Source organism: Polaribacter sp. R2A056_3_33 (assembly GCF_019278485.1).
GTDB lineage: Bacteria > Bacteroidota > Bacteroidia > Flavobacteriales > Flavobacteriaceae > Polaribacter.
This window is the reverse complement of record NZ_CP058984.1, coordinates 2,224,886-2,243,120: the sequence shown is the minus strand read 5'-3', so window position 1 is coordinate 2,243,120 and position 18,235 is coordinate 2,224,886. Positions and strand designations below refer to the sequence as shown.

Genomic DNA, 18,235 nt, shown 5'->3' with positions numbered 1-18,235 from the left:
TTTTGTATTTTTTAAATTATTAATTACTTTAAGATTGAATATTTATAAACTGAAGATCCTAAGACCTACAACTACTTTACTATATAGACTATTATAACTTTACTCTTTTACTACAACATCACCTTCTTCTATCCAATTCCCTTCTTTGTCTGCATAAACTACAGCATCAGTTTCATCAATAGTAAGATCAATTTTATATTGTTCACTACCATTTACATATAGTTTGTTAACTGTAGCTGATGGAAAGTTTTTTATAATTGCATTAGAAACTGCTTCTGGTAATTCCTTTGCTGAAATTTCTTTAAAATCATCATTAGTTACTACAACAACTATTTCATCTGCATTGTTTGTATTGATATTGTTTGCTGCAAATACTGATACTCCACTTGTTAAAAGTGCTACGGTTACTGTTAAAATTAATTTTCTCATGATTGTATGTTTTTAATTATTAATTATTTTTTGTGATTAGGTATTTTGAAATTTATAATTATAGATCCCTAGCCTATAACTACAATACTTTTATGCTCTTACCTCTTTATCTTTTAACCAATGCCCTTTTTTATCTGCAAAAACAACAAATTTTGTTTCATCATCTATAGTAAGTGCAATCTTGTATTGCTTACTCTCATTCACATAAACTTTAGTAACAAAGGCAGCTATAAAGTCTTTTACAATTGCAGTTTTAACAGCTACCGGAACTTCTTTTAAAGTAATTTCTTTAAAATCTTTACGCATTACCTCAACATATTCGTTAGAATTAATATTCTTGTTTGCTAAAGCAGAACTTGAAATTCCACTTGTTAAGATTGCTACAGTTATAGTTGAAATTATTTTTCTCATAATTAAGTACTTAATTGGTATTCAGAATTGAGTTAAAAGTTATTGGTTTAAAAATTACGCTCCTTATTTAGCAATAACATCTTCTTCTTTCAACCAATTACCTTCTTTGTCTGCGTAAACTACACTTTCAGTTTCATCAATAGTAAGTTCAATTTTATATTGCTCACTTTCGTTTACGTATGCTTTACCAATAATAGCCGTTGCATAATCTTTTAAAATTGCATTACTTACTGCTTCTGGCAAATCTTCTAAAGCAACTTCTTTAAATTCTTCATTTACTGTCATCACAATTACTTCATCAGAATGATTACTATTGTTGATGTTTGCTGCTGAGATTGAAACTCCACTTGATAAAATTGCTACTGCTACTGTAAAAATTAATTTTTTCATGATATAAGTTTTTAAGGTTGTTATTATTTCTGATTAGTATATAGAAATAAATATGCCATGTAGAATTACTTCGCAACAATCATCAGTAAATACCTTAAAAACAAGAACTTAGAACTCCGTCGCTTTTATACCACTTTAATTAACCCGTGTAAAACATGTGTAATTAATTGTGTAAATGAGTAAACTTTACACAATCTAAGATAGAAGAGCGTCCATAATAAGAAAATGTATTACACAAAAAACTAAAAAGAATAACAGAGTAGCCCCTATCTATGAATATTTAGATCTTGTAAAAGTTGTTTATGAGAAAACCAATCATATATGTACTATAATTTAAAAAAAACATAAATCAGATTAAAAATCATTTGTAATTTAAAATCAAAAAAGCTACATTTACTATCAATGATAAACCAAATTACAAAAGGCATAAAAATTTCTGTTGATACTAAATACAAAGGCACAAATTATAGAAACAACAGACTGCACCACATTTTTGGGTATATAATTACTATTGAAAATAAATCTACCGAAACTGTAAAACTAACAGATCGATTTTGGACAATTTTTGATACACTTAATAACACAGAAATTGTAAGTGGAGAAGGTGTTGTAGGACAAACACCAATTTTAAAACCAAACGACATATATAAGTATGGTTCTGGTTGTTTTTTAGAATCTAACATTGGCGCCATGAAAGGGTTTTACACCATGATAAACCTAGAAACTTTTGAACAATTTAAAGTAATTATACCAACCTTTCAACTAACCACACAATCAACATTAAACTAACCAAATCTAAAAAGAAAACAATTATCATAAAAGATCCTGCATGTTTAAATTGTGGGCATCCTTTTAGTGGACATGAAAAATTTTGTCCAGATTGTGGCCAAGAGAATAAAGGAAATAGAATTACTTTTTACAGCTTTATTCATCATTTATTTAATGGGTTGTTTAATTTTGATGCTAAATTTTGGAAAACATTAATTCCACTTTTAATAAGACCCGGAGAGGTTTCTAAAAATTACATTGCAGGGAAAAGACAGCGTTATTCTAACCCATTTAAATTCTACTTAACTGTTTCTGTTATCTTCTTTTTAATTATTGGTATTACAGATAGCTATAACGATTTTAATAATTTTAGAAATGGGAAAAATCCGAACAATACGGATATTTTTAATGCTATAAATCTCAATTTAAAAGAAGATCAAAAAAAGGATTCTATCTTAAATTTAAAAGAAACAGATTCCACATTAACTGCTATTAAAGATACTATTTCTAAAATGCCATTCCTTAAAGTTGGTGGCAAAGAAATAAAAATAGTTAAAATGTTGAAGTTTCAAAAACAGCACCCTAACCTTTATGTAGATGACGCTCTAGATAGTCTAAAAATACATAAAAGTTTTTCTAATAAATTTTGGTATTCTAGGTCTCAGTTAATCAATACTTTTTATACAGATAGCACAGTTTCCAAAAAGTTAAAAAAGCAATTTCTTTCCTACTCTTCAATTGCGTTATTTATACTACTACCCTTATTTACACTCTTTTTAAAATTTATTTACATCCGAAGTAAGTTTACCTATGTAGAACATTTAATATTTGTTTTCCATACGCAAACCCTCTTTTTCTTGCTGCTTTCAATTTTTTATATTCTAAACATCTTTATAAAAACAGACAGTTATGCAGGTTTATTTTTATTGCTTTTTTTATTATATTTATTTCTAGCAATGAAAAACTTCTACGAACAAAGCTTTATTAAAACATTATTTAAATACCTATTTGCAAATGTTTTATTTATGATTTTCACTTCATTAGGTGTTGTTTTTATTTCCTTTATTGCTTTTGCATTGTTTTAGATCTAAATGTTACATTTTCTATAAAAATCCTTTAAGCTTTATACTTTTTTACAAAGTGTTTTAGCAAAATCTCCTTTCTTCTTAACATTTAATCATTAATACCTTCATAGAAAATAAACATCTTGTTTTCAGTCGTTTAATTCCCTATATTTGGTTTACCAAACTGGTTTACCAAATATTATTAATATTAAACAACAATTAACATGAACAAAAAGTATTTTTTAGCAGCATTACTTTTATTAATCACACAAATTTCTACCTCCCAGACAACGTATAATATTGACGATCCGGAAGACGTAAGAAATGTACTCTACGAACCTGGAGATGTCATTATCTTAAAAAATGGAACTTATGATACAGACGAAAGAATAAGGTTTCTGGGATCTGGTACTGCAGAAAACCCTGTTACTTTAAGAGCAGAAACTCCTGGTGGTGTCATTTTTACCGGAGGACCTAGATTAACTATCGGTGGTGAAACAGAAGACGGTGTAAAAGTTGCTACTGGTGAATATCTAGTAGTAGATGGTTTTCATTGGAAAGGCGGTTATGGTGCCAGTAACTTTATAGAATTTAGAAACGGTTACGACCTTGCGCACCATAGTACAATTCAGAACTGTGTAATTGATGGTTTAAAAATAGAACCAGATGATCTTGCCGATGATTTAGAAGATGGATCGATTACAAAACATAGATGGATCGTTTTATTTGGAACTTATAATACCGTAATTAATTGTTCTTTTTTAAATAAATCTAGTGCAGGTGCAATTGTATTGGCAGAGTACGCCTATAATGCTTGGGCACCTCCTTATGATGAACCAGAAGATGGTGAACCTGATAATGGATTTGAAACCGTAAATACTCGTTGTGATTTAGTAGGACATACGATTATGAATAATTATTTCTATAATTTTGAAAAAATGGATGCCAGCAAAAGTAATGCTGGAGATAGTGAAACCATACGTATCGGTACAAGTGAATATCAAAATATAAATAGTGGAGCCGTTGTTAGTAATAACTATTTTGTACAAGCCGATGGTGAAAATGAAATTATTACAAATAAAAGTAAAAACAATACGTACACAAACAATACATTTAGAAGGTCTAGAGGCTCGTTAGTACTTAGACATGGCTCTAATGCAACTGTAGATGGTAATTACTTTTTAGGAGAAGGAGTTGATGGTACAGGTGGAATTAGAATAACAGATAGCGACCATACAATTACCAACAACTATATTCAAGATTGCGTTACAGTTCTTGACCAAGCCAAATGGAATAATGGTATCACATTTATAGGAGGATCTGATAATAACTCTGTTGATTGTACTTCTACAAGTGTATCTAATGGATATCAAAAAACTGAAAATATTATTGTTTCTAATAATTCAATTGTAAACACAAATGCTCCTTTATTTTATAACACAGATAAAGGATCAACAGACCCTACAGGAACAGTTTCAAATAACTTAATTTATTTCACGGTTAATAATCCAAATATAACAAATCTTATTTCTGGCGATACTGAAACTTCTTACACAAATTTAGGTACAAAATTAACTTATACAGGAAACGTATATACAGGTACAAGTTTAGGCGAAACCAATGAAGGTTTTTCTGAAGAAACAGCAATTATAGCTACAGCAGATGGAGAGATTTTAACGTTTTCAGGAACAGGATCTATTGGTAAAGGAGCTGATATGGGAACTTATAGACCAGCAACAGATGATATGGTTGGACATGGAATTGGAGCTTGTTTTGCTGATAATTTAGGAAATAGCATTCTTGATGGTGATTGTACAATTGAAGTAATTGAATCTTTAACAGTAAGCAGCATGCCTTCATTTACTGCAGCCGCAGGAAGCAATGATGTTTCTGTAAATGCGAACGTTAGCTGGACAGCAGTTTCTAATAATGATTGGATTTCTATTGATATTAATTCTGGAACTGGTAATGCAACTATCTCTGTTACAGTGACAAAAAACACAGAAACTACAAACAGAACCGGTACGATAACTTTTACACAAGATGCTGGAGGAGATAATATTGTAAGAACTTTAAATATTACGCAAGAAGGTGCAGATTTAACCGATTTATATACGTTAATTAATACAGGAACCGGATTAGCTACAGATAAAGTAACCGTTCATTCTTTCTCTAAAGAAAACAGCTCTAAAAGTGAGTTTGCTACTAATTCCTTAGACAAAGATTTAGATACAGAATGGACCGCAGACGACGGTAGTATTATCTCTGGAGATTACAAAGGTGATGGTGAATACGTTATTTACGATTTAGGAAGTTCACAAACTTTAAATTTAATTCAGTTTAACACCACTAATAAATCAGACGCATTCGGATTTCAAATCTACGTCTCTAACACAGGAACAGAAGATGATAATTTCTCTATGATATTACCTACTTCTGGTGATTTACTATTAACAGCTATAAGCACTACAGAATTTAATCAATATCAAGTAAATACAGAAGCGCGTTATGTTAAATTATTAGGTTTTGGACGATTTAATAGTACTGCAGATAAAAGAGAAAGTGCTTGGACAGCCATTACGGAAATAGAGTTTTATGGTTCTTCTAATTTAGGAGTAGATGAATTTTCTTCAGCAGAAGAGTTAGGTTTAGAGTTTTATCCAAACCCTATTACTAATAATATGTTATACATCAACAGAACTTCAACAGAATTTAACACAGTTAAAGTATACTCTATTTTAGGAACTAAAATTTTAGAAACTAAATTAGAAAACAATAATGCTATAGGCAAGGTAGATGTATCTTTTTTAAATGCAGGTTTGTATTTTGTTGAAGTAAATAACGGAAAACAAAAAGCAGTTAAGAAAATACTAATTTCAAAATAATTAAAAGCAATATTTTAATGAACAGAACAGCTATCTAAGTTAGATAGCTGTTTTATTTTATAAATTATAATATTTTGCTTTTCAGAGGATTTAAAACATCCAAATAAGTAATATCAACCTTACTTTTTTCTTTTTTTACAGAAGTAACACTTACAGTTTCTACAGTATTTCTTTTCATTTTAGGAGAAGTCTCAGTATTTCCTAAATTTTCATTCTGATGAAAACCTAATATTTTTTCTTGATGAAATTCATCATTTTCTAACAACCAATTAGAAAACCAAACTTGCCTCATTTCTTTCATTTTTTCTGTGTACAAAGTAGAAGAAGACCAAATTTTAGGTTCTTGTGTTAATTTATTAAAATGTTTTATATTTCCATCCCAAACCAATTCGTAGGTATCTAATTGATTTTTCCAATCCACTAAAATTAAAGTAAAAGGTTCTATTTCTGTAAAGTCAAAATTATTTATATAAGCCACTCCATCATCAGCAGATAAAATATTTTTTACAATAATACCTCTACTTATTTTATAAGAGCTCTTTCTTGTATGTATTTTAAAACCTCCATTTAAAAGGCAAACCAATCGACTTTTATCACTCAAACCAATCCAAGTTCCGCCGGCTAATTCGTCTTTTGGATACGTTAACTGAACACCATTCTCTATATAATTTTGAGGTGGAATTGTATTTCTTAATGGAGTCTCGTCTCTATTAGAAGTTAAGATAAAATCATTATTCCCTAAAGGCAAATAACTTACTGTACACATACATTTTATAATTAATTATGATAAACTTTACGTTTAGACGATATCTTTATACATTCCTTAACAAAGGACATAAAAATTCAGTTAAAATTATTGAAACAAAAATTGTAACTTTGAAACTCAAAATTAGTCGATTAAAACTTAAAATACACACAAATGTCAAGAGGATTTTATAATGTTCCGAAAGCAGTAAACGAACCTGTAAAAGGGTACGCTCCGGGCTCTCCTGAAAAGGAAGAATTATTAGCTACTTATAAAGCTATGTATAACAGCAATATTGATGTGCCAATGCACATTAATGGTGAAGAAGTTAGAACAGGAAATACTAAAAATATTACTCCTCCTCATGATCATAAACATGTGGTTGGGCAATATCACACAGCAGATAAAACGCATGTAGATACTGCTATTTCTACAGCTTTAGCTGCTAGAGAGGCTTGGTCTAGCGTAAGTTGGATGGAGCGTGCTGCAATTTTCTTAAAGGCTGCAGAATTACTAGCAGGACCTTATAGAGCAAGAATGAATGCAGCAACTATGATTGCGCAATCTAAAAACGTGTATCAAGCAGAAATTGATGCTGCTTGTGAAATGATTGACTTCTTCCGTTTTAACGTAGAATATATGACGGATATTTTTAAAGATCAACCAACATCTTCTCCTGGAGTATGGAACAGAGTTGAGTACAGACCTTTAGAAGGATTTATCTACGCTATTTCTCCTTTTAACTTTACATCTATTGCCGCAAATTTACCTGCATCAGCTGCATTAATGGGTAATGTTGTTGTTTGGAAACCTTCTGATCATCAAGCATATTCTGCACAAGTAATTGTAGATTTATTTAAAGAAGCTGGTTTGCCAGATGGTGTAATAAACGTTGTTTACGGAGATCCAGTTATGATCTCTGATACTGTATTAAGTTCTCCAGATTTCTCTGGATTACACTTTACAGGTTCTACACATGTTTTTAAAGAATTATGGAAGCAAATTGGTACTAATATCCATACATATAAAACGTATCCAAGAATTGTTGGAGAAACTGGTGGAAAAGATTTTATCTGGGTTCACAACTCATCTAATCCTTTACAAGTTGCAACTGCAATGACAAGAGGTGCTTTTGAATACCAAGGTCAAAAATGTTCTGCTGCTTCTCGTTCTTACATTCCTGCGTCACTTTGGCCAGAGGTTAAGAAACATTTAATTGCACAAGTAAGTGAGTTAAAAATGGGATCTCCAGAAGATACTTCAAACTTTATAAACGCAGTGATTCACGAAGGTTCTTTTGATAAAATTACAAGTTATATCGAAGCTGCTAAAAAAGATAAAGATGCTGAAATAATTATTGGTGGAAACCATGATAAATCTGTTGGTTACTTTATTGAGCCTACTGTAATTGTTAGTCAATCTCCAAAATACGCAACTATGACAACTGAGTTATTTGGCCCAGTAATGACGGTTTATGTATATGAAGATGCAGATTGGGAAGCTTCTTTAAAATTAGTAGATGAATCTACAGAATACGGATTAACAGGTGCTATCTTTTCTACTGATAGATATATTGTAGAAAAAGCTTCTAAAGCATTAGAAAATGCTGCAGGAAACTTTTATATTAACGACAAGCCATCTGGAGCTGTTGTTGGTCAGCAACCATTTGGAGGAGCAAGAGCTTCTGGAACAAATGATAAAGCTGGTTCTGCACAAAACTTATTACGTTGGACTTCTGTTAGGTTGATAAAAGAAACATTGGTTTCTCCTACAGATTATAAATACCCTTTCTTAGGATAAGAAAAAATAATATTTAGTGAAAAACCGTATCAAATTTGATACGGTTTTTTTATTTCCCTATTTTAGTAAAAAAACTATGGAATATAAATATTTAATGTATGCACATTTAATAACGGTTGTTCCGTGTGTCTTTATTGGCGCCTATCTTTTAGCTGTAAAAAAAGGAACTTCTTTTCATAGAAACTTAGGCAAAACCTACATGCTGTTAATGATGATTACAGCAGTTATTACCTTTTTTATGCCTGCTTATGTTGGCCCACAGTTTTTAAATCATTTTGGATTTATTCATTTATTTAGCATTCTAACATTATACAGCGTTCCTACTGCTATAATTGCCGTAAAAAAAGGACAAATTAAAAAACATAAACTGAAAATGATCTTTCTCTATGTTGGTGCTATTGTTATTGCTGGAGGTTTTACATTTACTCCTGGTAGATATTTACACACCTTCTTTTTTAGATAATAAGAATACTTTATTAATCTACCGTAAATGTAAAAACTTGCCCAATAGATTTTGCACCAACATTATCGGTTACATTTACTTGCCAAGAATATGTTTTTCCTGATAACACAGAAACCGAATATGACTTTACAATAAGAGTATTATCCACAGAAGTTAAAGTAGCATCTTCACCAAAAAACAATTCATATGTTAGTGTATCTGCTGTATTTATATCTGATGCTTCCCAAACTAAATCTACAGTTCCTTCAGTAACGTTTCCATTGTTTTCTGGCGTTTGTAAATCAGCCATAAAAGGTGCATAATTTGTAACTCCATCTCCTTTTGTATAAAAAGAAAACACTTCAGAATTACTTTCTTGGTTATTATCTACATCTATTGCATTTACTTGCCAATAATGCGCTGTAGACTTCTCTAAAATTACAGTTAACTCACTTTCGCTAACAGTTCTGTTTTCTACAACATCTGTTAACTGCCTGTCTTTGGCTATGATAATAGTATACTCGATAACATCATTTTCTAAATCTGTTGCATCACTCCAATTAAAGGAAATTGTATTATCTATACACAACAGATCTTGTGTAGGAAACTCTAATTGAACAATACTCGGAGCTTTATTTTCATCATCCTTAGAAGAACAGCTTAGAGCTAAAAAGCAAATACTATATAAATTTAAAATAATTATCGCCTTTCTCATTTCTTTAATATTTTAATAGGTTTGACAGCAATTGGTAATTTTAAAATATAAATACCGTTTGCAAATTGTTGAAACGGAATGGACATTGAATTACCTTGAACATTTACCATTTGTTTAAAGACTAATTTACCATTTATATCATAAATTAGTGTTTCTATACGATCACTTTCAACTCCTAAGGGAAGTAATAATTCAATAGAATTTGCTACTGGATTTTGAAGTAGTATAACAGCATCTATTGTTGTTTTAAACACACCCTCACAGTCTTTAGCTGTTTTTACCTCTAACAAGCCTCCTTCATTTAACTCAATATCAAAACTCTTTTCGCTTGAAGTTCTTAATAGCTTATTATTTAAAAATACACTAAAAGGAGCTGTCCCCTCATCAATAGCAAAAGAATATATTTTTGATGTTTTACTTGCACTCGCTTTTAATGATATTGGTTGAGACTCTACAATTTCAACTTCATAACATTGTGTAAAGTCTTGTTGAACTGTTTCTACACAAACCTCATAAATACCCGGACTTAAATCTGAAAATATTTTACTAGAACCAACTATCGGAGAAGTAGAAATACCTTCAGAACTTGATAATATTACATTATAATATAAAGAAGTCTGCGATACGTCTACCGTAATAATACCATCATTTTCATTTACACAAGTTTCTGATGTTGTTTGCACAGAAACATTATTTACATCTATAACAACAATTGTATAATCTTCGGTTTCTCCCCATTCTGTTAAATGATCTGCATTACAAGGACCATCTCCATAACCTCCTGTAGAATCATCATATTCTATAACAACTCTCATTGTTGTGCTTCCAAATTTAGCATCACCTGGCACTGTAATCATAAATGTTTTAGTTCCTATATCTGCAGACTCTGTTCCTAAATCATACCTTTCCGTTGTTTTATCAAAAATAAAATCTTGATTCCAATCTATAAATACATATACATGATCTTGAAACCCTCCCGTATCTAGCGTTACAGAAACTTGATGATCCTCTCCGTTTTTCACTTTCGTTTCTATAGCTGTAAAATCTTCATATCCATTTACAGCAGCATTGCCAGAATTATTATTAATGGTATTAAATGTTACATTAGTTATAAATTCTTTCCCTATAACATCATCTGTAAAATTAGAAGTACAATAAACAGGAGTTAATGTTTTAAATTCAAATACATTTGAATAACTACCTTCTGCACAACTATTTTCAGCTTTTACTCTCCAAAAATAAGTGGTGTTTACAGAAAGTTCTGATAAGGAATATTCATTTAAAGTTACATTTTCATTTACAACCAAGTGTGTAAAACCAGTATCTGTTGCTACTTGTACATTGTAATTACTTGCATTGGTATCTGCATCCCAACTTAAGGTTGTACTCAAATCTACTTCAACAGCATCATTAGCAGGAGAAATTAGCGTTAAAGCATCAAAGCTAGAAGTCGTTATATTTAATTGAACATCTATATTATTAGAAATACTTGTAGAACTCCCTACTACATTAATCGTGTAAGGTTGTTCAGTAACAGCATTTAAACCAGTTACAGTCATATTCACATTTCTATCTACACCTATGGTTGATGGACTAAAACTAACTATTGATCCCTCTGGTTGACCTGTAGCCGAAAGAGCTACATTTTCTGAAAATCCGTTTATAAAGTCGAAATTTAAAATATAATTTACAGACTGATTTCCGGTATTACAAACAGACTGATCTCCACTTGTATTTGTCATTACAAATGTTGGAGTTGATGAATTTATTGTAAAATTTGTTGCATTTACATTGTAAAAAATATTATCTGCCGCTTCTACCATAATTCTAGCAGATGTAGTTGGGTTTTCTGGTATTACAATATTTTCAGAACCATCATTAGGCGTATTTTCTTTTAAAATAATAGGAAACGTAATTCCACCATCTACAGATAATTTAATCGTTACATTTTGGCAATTTATTGGGGCAATATCTGTTGTACCTTTATTCCATGTTATATTTTGTGTCGTGTCTGCATACCAAGAGACAGCTGTACTTGGAGCTGAAACCGTAAAAGCTTCTGCATCTTCTACCGTTACTGTCATATTATCTCTTGCAGTGCTTCCTCCCCCAGAATGATTATCTCTCACTAGAAAAGAAAAATTTAAATCTCTTGCTACAGATGGCACAACTTCCCAAGTTGATGCCGTACTACCGGATACCACCGTTTCCAATTCAGGCATATACCTTTCTGAATTGGTTGCAGATGGTAACGATCTAAACATTGGTCCTCCAGAATTGGTTGCAACCGGAGGCATTGTTGCAGATTCATTATCTGTTTGCTCCCAATTATAAGTTAAACTAGCAGTTCCGTCTGCATCTGCTCCAACTCCTTTTAATAAAAAGGGGGTCGATTTTGGAATGTTATAATCTAAACCTGCATTTGCTGTTGGTGCACTATTATTTGTATCTGTCAACACAGCACAATTAGCAGAAGAACTGATAATATTCCACATTTCTGCAATACTAACTGCATGAAAATAATCATCGCTTTTAGACTGTATGTTTGGCGCACAAATACCTGCATACCCCATTATTGTAGAAGCACTTCCAGGTTCTACTGCTGTGCTACTAAATCTATTACAACTGCTATTACTTTGTGTGTGATTTGCTCCAAATTGATGTCCCATTTCATGTGCCACAAAATCAATATCATACGCATCACCAATTGGTTGACTTCTTCCTGTAACTCCCTTGGCTTTCTGGCCTGTAATACAAACTACGCCTCCACCGGCTAATCCATCTCCCCCAATACTAAAAACATGTCCAATATCATAATTAGCAGATCCTATTTCAGTATCACAAATAGTCTGTACCTCATTAATCATTTTATCAGGATCTCCATCTGTAATATTATCTGTGGCTGCATCTAAAAAGATAACTTTATCATTATCTCCAACAATAGTCATTCTTACAGATAAGTCTCTCTCAAAAATACCATTAACCCTTGTCATGGTCGTATTCATTGCAGAAAGTACGGCAGCTTTTTTAACTTCATCTGAAGCAGCTGCAGATATATTCTGATTTGTTAAATGAAATTGCGCATATTCTCCACTACAAACTAAGGCCAAACGAAAAGTTCTTAGTTTTCCATCTTGCGCATTTTTTAAACTAGTAGTTTCAGCAACACCTCTACGTGCAGCCTCTTCTACATGACAGTTAAAACTATCGTTATCTGTATCTAAATCACTTCTTTTGTAAACGATTAAAGATTTTTTATCCTTAGAATAAGGGTCTATATATAATGTTTTTTCTACACCAGAATACACAACTGCATGAAAACCGTCTGTACCAATACTAATTTTTGCTACTGCGGTAGGATCATCTACTCCTTGAGCAGAATACGACTTTATCATGGAGTATTTTTCTGATAATTTGGTTTCAAAATTTGAAGTCTCATTGATAATAAAATTAGAAAAACCTCCATCAGTATTCGGTAATTGTATAATTTTCTGTTCCGATTTAGAACTAGATTTTGATTTTAATACAGTATTAAAGTTATTTACATCTATAGAAACTAGATTGTATGCTTTTGGAAAATTTTTCTTAGAATAAATTTGATCTTCTTGAATTGAATAATTGTCTTTATCAATCTTCTTCAAAAAAGTCTGAGCATTTATCACCTCGATAGAAGAAAAGAAGCCAACAAAAATAAATAACAGCAATAATCTTGTTTTCATAAACAGTATTTATATAAAATCGTTATCAAATATAATGAAATAATTATCTTTGTAGTCGCAATGATGAACAGAAACATACTATTAAAAGACTTATCTGTCAAAGATTACAAGGAGACTTGGGATTATCAAACTGAATTATTACAAGAAATTGTAGCCATTAAGATTGATAACCGTAGAAACGAGAATACAAACCCAACAAAAAATTACTTTTTATTTGTAGAGCATCCACATGTTTACACTTTAGGTAAAAGTGGAGACCTAAGTAACTTGTTACTGAATGAAAGTCAGTTAGCAGAAAAAGGAGCTACTTTTTATAAAATAAATCGTGGTGGAGATATTACCTACCATGGTCCCGGGCAAATTGTTGGCTATCCAATTCTAGATTTAGAAAATTTTTTTACAGACATACATAAATATTTACGCTTTTTAGAAGAAGCAATTATTTTAACCATCGCAGAATATGGTATAAAATCAGAAAGAAGTCCTGGAGAAACTGGAGTTTGGCTAGATGTAGGAACACCATTTGCACGTAAAATTTGTGCTATGGGAATCCGTTCTTCTCGCTGGGTTACCATGCATGGATTTGCTCTAAATGCCAATGCTAATCTGGGTTATTTTGATAATATTATTCCGTGTGGAATTAAAGGAAAGGCAGTAACCTCTATGGAAGCTGAATTGAACCGAAAAGTAGATATAGAGGAAGTAAAAGCTAAAATTTTAAAACACTTTAAAGTACTTTTTGAAGTTGAAGAGTTTATTGAAGCTTAAAAAAAATCCCGCTTAGGTTTTTGATAAACATAAGCGGGATTTTTTTTAAAATTGAAAGAGATAATTACTTCTCTTCGTTAAAATACACTTTATAGTATTTCATTTTCTTTTCTTCATCATATCCTCTTTCTAAATATTCTGATGCCGCTTCTGGTGCATCTACATCTAGTTTTATATTGATGTTAGTATCTAACTTAATTTCTGTTTTTAACTTGTTTTTCTCTTTCTTTAAAACAACTCCAGAAACATCAAAGTTATTTCTGATTAACACATCATTTAACTTTTCGAAGTGGTTCTTATATTCGTCAAATTTTTCTTTGTGCTTCTCATCTTCAAAAACTTCATCTTTAAAAGTAGCGTAATCTACAGCTTCATTTTCTTTAAAGTAATCTACAGTATTTGCTAAAAAGTTTCCTTTTTCGTGCATTCCTAATTCTGGTTGAATTACCTCTTCAGAAAACTCTTTACACATTTCTAAATAATTCTGTGTATGAGAATTGTAATCGTCTGCTAATTTTACAGATAAGAAGTTTTTAACCCAATATTGTGCATCGTAATTGTTATTATCTACAGAAAAAACAACGGTACCTTCTTCATCAGAAGTATTTAAAACCAAACACCCTTTATCTATTCTTTTTGTAGAGATTCCTTTTTGTACAACAATATCAAAACTTTCATTATCGTCTAAATACGTTTGAAAGAAATCTACTTTATTTTCAATTTTAAAAACTCCGATTGCTTCTGTTAAGACATCTTTATATTCGATACCTTCTATATAAACAACCAAGACATCTCCGGTTTTTATTTGTGCTGAATTAGATTGCTCAAATAAATGATTTACAATACTTTTAGAGTATTCTACAAAACTTTCTTCGTCATTAAAAACTTCGGAAGCAAATTTATTTACCTCGTTTAAACGTACATCTTCATGCTTGGTAAAACGATAACTCTGCGTTAAATTTCCGAACGGTTTTAGTAAAAAACCTTTCATTAAATCGTAACTTTCTTGATCGAAACGAATTAAGTCTTCAGAAAAAACATTTTGTCCGCTATTAAATTTATTGGCTACTTTATGTAAAATACATTTGGTAATTTCTGCTTTGGTTTTTCTAATCATTACTTAAAATTTTGGAGCGTAAAAATAGTTGAAGTTTTTTAATAAAGAGGAAATAATTGTATGAGATTTTCTAAAAGCTGACAAACAAGTCTAGCCCTGATTAACTCTGTTCTTATATTTTTTTGAATCGTTGAATGCTATGCATTTGAAATAGTATCCTTTCTTCTTTTTTAGAAAAAAGATATAATTGAAAGCAGGAAATAGCTTATAATAAACAATCTACAACTTTAACTTAATCTGTTCTGGTAGCAACTTAAACGTTTTTCTATGGTATTTTGTTGCTCCAAATTCACGAATTCCGTTTCTATGTTCTTTTGTTGGATACCCTTTATTTTTAGCCCAATTATACATAGGAAATTCTTTATGAATCTTTGCCATATACTCATCTCTATAGGTTTTTGCCAATACAGAAGCTGCTGCAATACTTAAATATTTTGCATCGCCTTTTACAATGGTTTCATGCGGAATATCGTTGTAGTCTCTAAACTTATTTCCGTCTACAATAATGTATTCTGGCTGTATTTTAAGCATCTCTATAGAACGATGCATGCCCGTAATAGAGGCTTGCAAAACATTTATAAGATCTACTTCTTCTTGCCAAACAAAGGAAACGCCATAAGCAATGGCATTTTTTTCTATAAACGGACGTAATTCATCTCTCTTTGCTTCCGATAACTGCTTAGAATCATTTAAAAAAGGGTGCGTAAAATCTTTTGGTAAAATTACTGCTGCTGCTACAACTGGCCCGCATAAACAACCTCTTCCCGCCTCATCTGTACCTGCTTCTAAAATAAAACCACTATAATTTGATGCTAACATTTTGCAAAGAAAAGAAAACTTTTTCTTTTAGGTTCTTGTTTCTATAGGAATGGCTCTTTTTTAAGGAAACTTAAAATAAAAGGTAAAAAATATAGTTTAATTAACAGATTTCATAATAATTATTAACGAATCTTTTCGTTAAATTATTTTACATTTGCCATTGCAGAAACAACCTATGAACAAATCGTTATTTTTCTTATCAATACTTGTTTTATTTATAACAAACACGCTATACTCTCAAACAGATTTTCAATTAGGAAGTGGAGGAAATGGTTTAGGAAGGAATCCTAATTCTCAGAATGATTCTATTAAAAATTCTGGTGAAATCTCTGTAACTTTATCTGGAAAGACAAAATATACGGATTATAAAATATTTTCTCACCAAAGAGATACTACTTATATAGACACCACTTTATCAATTCAGAAGGATTATAAGTTCAATTATTTGCGTACTGATAATTTTGAGTTATTGGGTTTTCATAATCAAGGGCAAACTTTTACTAATTTAGGATATGATTTTAGCAATCTAAAATTAATGCCAGATATTGGTTTTACTGCAAAACAGTTTAGTTATTTAGATATCGACGAAATAAAATATTACGAAGTACCTACACCAACTACAGAGATAACTTACAGAACTGGTTTACAACAGGGACAAGTTTTAGATGCTATTTTTACTGTAAATTTTTCTCGAAGACTTAATGTTTCTCTTTCATATAAAGGAATTCGTTCTTTGGGAGCTTACAGAAGATCTTTAGCGAGTCATGGAAATTTTAGAGGTGCATTTCACTACAGAACAGAAGATAATCAATATGAAATTCGAGGACATTTAACGTCTCAAGACTTCTTTAATGAAGAAAGTGGAGGCTTACCACAAGCTGAAATTGATAAGTTTGAAAGCAACGATTCCGACTATAGTACCCGATCTTATTTAGATGTAAATTTAGATGATGCGGAAAATGATTTTGAAGGTAGGAGAGTTTATTTAGAACATAGTTATAAATTATTAGCAAATAAAGACACCATCAATAAAACAGATTTTAGCAACTTAAAAATAGGACACGTATTTACTACAGAAACTAAAGAATATAGTTTTACACAACCTACAATAACAACAGATTTTTTTGGAGAATCTAATGCTTCTGGAGCTAGTAATAACCAAGCTAAAAATACCATTACAAATAATGAAATGAACTTAGAGTTTAATTCTAAATATGTCCTTGGTAAATTTAAAGCCAAAGTAAATCTTTCTAGTTATTCTTACGGATATGATTCAATTCTAAATTCTAATAGTAACATTTCTAAAGTAAAATTAGAAGGAAATGCTATTTCTGTGGGTGCAGATTGGAATGCTAGAATTAAAAACTTTCATTTAAACGCTACTGGTAATTTAGCCCCAGGGAGTGGTAGGTTGTCTGGCAGTTTCCTACAAGGTGAGGCATTGTACAAAAAAGATAGTCTTTTTGCTGTAAAAGGTAGTTTATTAATTAGTTCTAAATCGCCAAACTTTAACACTTTATTACATCAAAGTAAATATGATGATTACAATTGGTATAATGATTTTAGCTCTGTTAACACAAGAGATTTAGGGTTTGATTTAAGTTCTAAATGGTTAAATGCTTCTCTAAATTTCACCAATATTGACAACTACACGTATTTTAATGAAAACAACAAACCACAACAGTTTGATGGCCAAATTTCATATTTAAAGGTGAAAGCAAGTAAAGAGTTTAGATTAAAAAAGTTTGCTTTAGATAATACAATAATGTATCAGAATGTAAGTAGCGGAAGTTCTGTTTTTAGAGTTCCAGAATTGGTTACTAGAAACACATTATATTATCAAGATTATTGGTTTAAGGGAAAACCAATGTTGGTAAATATTGGTGCAACTTTTAACTACTTTACAAAGTATAAAATGAATGCTTATAATCCGTTATTAGCAGAGTTTACCTTACAAAATGACCAAGAGATAGGTTTCCCTTCTGTAGATGTTTTCTTTAATGCACAAGTACGAAGAACCCGTTTGTTTTTAAAAATAGAAAATGTAACTTCTAGCTTTACAGAAAAAAATTATTACTCTGCGCCTAACTACCCTTATAGAGATTTTGTGATTCGTTTTGGATTGGTTTGGAACTGGTTTATATAGTCACAATATGACGGATA

Annotated in this window: 15 protein-coding genes; 7 read left to right on the top strand and 8 right to left on the bottom strand. The window is 31.0% G+C overall.

From position 1 onward, the window contains the following. Positions 1-99: 99 nt before the first annotated feature. The 3 genes from H0I29_RS09360 to H0I29_RS09350 all read right to left on the bottom strand — a co-directional run bounded on the left by H0I29_RS09360 (position 100) and on the right by H0I29_RS09350 (position 1,230). Entirely contained in the window at positions 100-429 is a 330-nt protein-coding gene (locus H0I29_RS09360; protein ID WP_218732513.1) for a hypothetical protein, read from the bottom strand. Between the two features lie 90 nt (positions 430-519). Further along, complete coding sequence (locus H0I29_RS09355; protein ID WP_218752076.1) at positions 520-840, bottom strand: hypothetical protein; 321 nt, start codon at positions 838-840, stop codon at positions 520-522. A 63-nt stretch (positions 841-903) separates the two neighbouring features. Then, entirely contained in the window at positions 904-1,230 is a 327-nt protein-coding gene (locus tag H0I29_RS09350) for a hypothetical protein (protein WP_218752075.1), read from the bottom strand. 402 nt (positions 1,231-1,632) lie between these two features. Here H0I29_RS09350 and apaG point away from each other — a divergent pair, with 402 nt between their 5' ends. The 3 genes from apaG to H0I29_RS09335 all read left to right on the top strand — a co-directional run bounded on the left by apaG (position 1,633) and on the right by H0I29_RS09335 (position 5,947). Further along, positions 1,633-2,019: a Co2+/Mg2+ efflux protein ApaG gene (apaG, locus tag H0I29_RS09345; protein WP_218752074.1), complete on the top strand. Its 387-nt coding sequence runs from the start codon at positions 1,633-1,635 to the stop codon at positions 2,017-2,019. A 158-nt stretch (positions 2,020-2,177) separates the two neighbouring features. Next, entirely contained in the window at positions 2,178-3,083 is a 906-nt protein-coding gene (locus H0I29_RS09340) for a DUF3667 domain-containing protein (RefSeq protein ID WP_218752073.1), read from the top strand. 203 nt (positions 3,084-3,286) lie between these two features. Beyond that, on the top strand, positions 3,287-5,947 hold the full coding sequence (locus tag H0I29_RS09335) for a chondroitinase-B domain-containing protein (protein WP_218752072.1): 2,661 nt from the start codon (positions 3,287-3,289) through the stop codon (positions 5,945-5,947). A 64-nt stretch (positions 5,948-6,011) separates the two neighbouring features. Here H0I29_RS09335 and H0I29_RS09330 read toward each other — a convergent pair whose 3' ends face one another. Next, complete coding sequence (locus H0I29_RS09330) at positions 6,012-6,713, bottom strand: NRDE family protein (protein WP_218752071.1); 702 nt, start codon at positions 6,711-6,713, stop codon at positions 6,012-6,014. A 153-nt stretch (positions 6,714-6,866) separates the two neighbouring features. Between H0I29_RS09330 and pruA the strand changes: the two genes are divergently transcribed. Continuing rightward, positions 6,867-8,492, top strand: coding sequence for an L-glutamate gamma-semialdehyde dehydrogenase (gene pruA, locus H0I29_RS09325; protein ID WP_218732506.1), 1,626 nt, complete (start codon positions 6,867-6,869; stop codon positions 8,490-8,492). A gap of 76 nt (positions 8,493-8,568) precedes the next feature. Further along, a complete protein-coding gene (locus H0I29_RS09320; RefSeq protein ID WP_218752070.1) occupies positions 8,569-8,955 on the top strand; it encodes a DUF2306 domain-containing protein in 387 nt (128 codons plus the stop codon). 13 nt (positions 8,956-8,968) lie between these two features. Here the strand turns inward: H0I29_RS09320 and H0I29_RS09315 are convergent, their stop codons facing one another. Together H0I29_RS09315 and H0I29_RS09310 are read right to left on the bottom strand one after the other, a co-directional pair. Further along, positions 8,969-9,649: a hypothetical protein gene (locus H0I29_RS09315; protein ID WP_218752069.1), complete on the bottom strand. Its 681-nt coding sequence runs from the start codon at positions 9,647-9,649 to the stop codon at positions 8,969-8,971. After that, a complete protein-coding gene (locus tag H0I29_RS09310; RefSeq protein WP_218752068.1) occupies positions 9,646-13,368 on the bottom strand; it encodes a zinc-dependent metalloprotease family protein in 3,723 nt (1,240 codons plus the stop codon). Before H0I29_RS09310 ends, H0I29_RS09315 begins: the two co-directional genes overlap by 4 nt. A 63-nt stretch (positions 13,369-13,431) precedes the next feature. Here H0I29_RS09310 and lipB point away from each other — a divergent pair, with 63 nt between their 5' ends. Beyond that, a complete protein-coding gene (gene lipB / locus H0I29_RS09305) occupies positions 13,432-14,136 on the top strand; it encodes a lipoyl(octanoyl) transferase LipB (protein WP_218755222.1) in 705 nt (234 codons plus the stop codon). A gap of 64 nt (positions 14,137-14,200) precedes the next feature. Here lipB and H0I29_RS09300 read toward each other — a convergent pair whose 3' ends face one another. Then, entirely contained in the window at positions 14,201-15,253 is a 1,053-nt protein-coding gene (locus tag H0I29_RS09300) for a nucleoid-associated protein (RefSeq protein WP_218732502.1), read from the bottom strand. 219 nt (positions 15,254-15,472) lie between these two features. Then, entirely contained in the window at positions 15,473-16,072 is a 600-nt protein-coding gene (locus tag H0I29_RS09295; RefSeq protein WP_218732501.1) for a ribonuclease HII, read from the bottom strand. A 175-nt stretch (positions 16,073-16,247) separates the two neighbouring features. Between H0I29_RS09295 and H0I29_RS09290 the strand changes: the two genes are divergently transcribed. After that, entirely contained in the window at positions 16,248-18,218 is a 1,971-nt protein-coding gene (locus tag H0I29_RS09290) for a putative porin (protein WP_218752067.1), read from the top strand. Positions 18,219-18,235: the final 17 nt, after the last annotated feature.

Excerpts from the sequence above, each read along its gene's own strand:
- H0I29_RS09360 (WP_218732513.1), bottom strand. The coding sequence starts at position 429 with ATGAGAAAATTAATTTTAACAGTAACCGTAGCACTTTTAACAAGTGGA.
- H0I29_RS09355 (WP_218752076.1), bottom strand. The coding sequence starts at position 840 with ATGAGAAAAATAATTTCAACTATAACTGTAGCAATCTTAACAAGTGGA.
- H0I29_RS09350 (WP_218752075.1), bottom strand. The coding sequence starts at position 1,230 with ATGAAAAAATTAATTTTTACAGTAGCAGTAGCAATTTTATCAAGTGGA.
- apaG (WP_218752074.1), top strand. The coding sequence starts at position 1,633 with ATGATAAACCAAATTACAAAAGGCATAAAAATTTCTGTTGATACTAAA.
- H0I29_RS09335 (WP_218752072.1), top strand. The coding sequence starts at position 3,287 with ATGAACAAAAAGTATTTTTTAGCAGCATTACTTTTATTAATCACACAA.
- H0I29_RS09330 (WP_218752071.1), bottom strand. The coding sequence starts at position 6,713 with ATGTGTACAGTAAGTTATTTGCCTTTAGGGAATAATGATTTTATCTTA.
- pruA (WP_218732506.1), top strand. The coding sequence starts at position 6,867 with ATGTCAAGAGGATTTTATAATGTTCCGAAAGCAGTAAACGAACCTGTA.
- H0I29_RS09320 (WP_218752070.1), top strand. The coding sequence starts at position 8,569 with ATGGAATATAAATATTTAATGTATGCACATTTAATAACGGTTGTTCCG.
- H0I29_RS09315 (WP_218752069.1), bottom strand. The coding sequence starts at position 9,649 with ATGAGAAAGGCGATAATTATTTTAAATTTATATAGTATTTGCTTTTTA.
- H0I29_RS09310 (WP_218752068.1), bottom strand. The coding sequence starts at position 13,368 with ATGAAAACAAGATTATTGCTGTTATTTATTTTTGTTGGCTTCTTTTCT.
- lipB (WP_218755222.1), top strand. The coding sequence starts at position 13,432 with ATGAACAGAAACATACTATTAAAAGACTTATCTGTCAAAGATTACAAG.
- H0I29_RS09300 (WP_218732502.1), bottom strand. The coding sequence starts at position 15,253 with ATGATTAGAAAAACCAAAGCAGAAATTACCAAATGTATTTTACATAAA.
- H0I29_RS09295 (WP_218732501.1), bottom strand. The coding sequence starts at position 16,072 with ATGTTAGCATCAAATTATAGTGGTTTTATTTTAGAAGCAGGTACAGAT.
- H0I29_RS09290 (WP_218752067.1), top strand. The coding sequence starts at position 16,248 with ATGAACAAATCGTTATTTTTCTTATCAATACTTGTTTTATTTATAACA.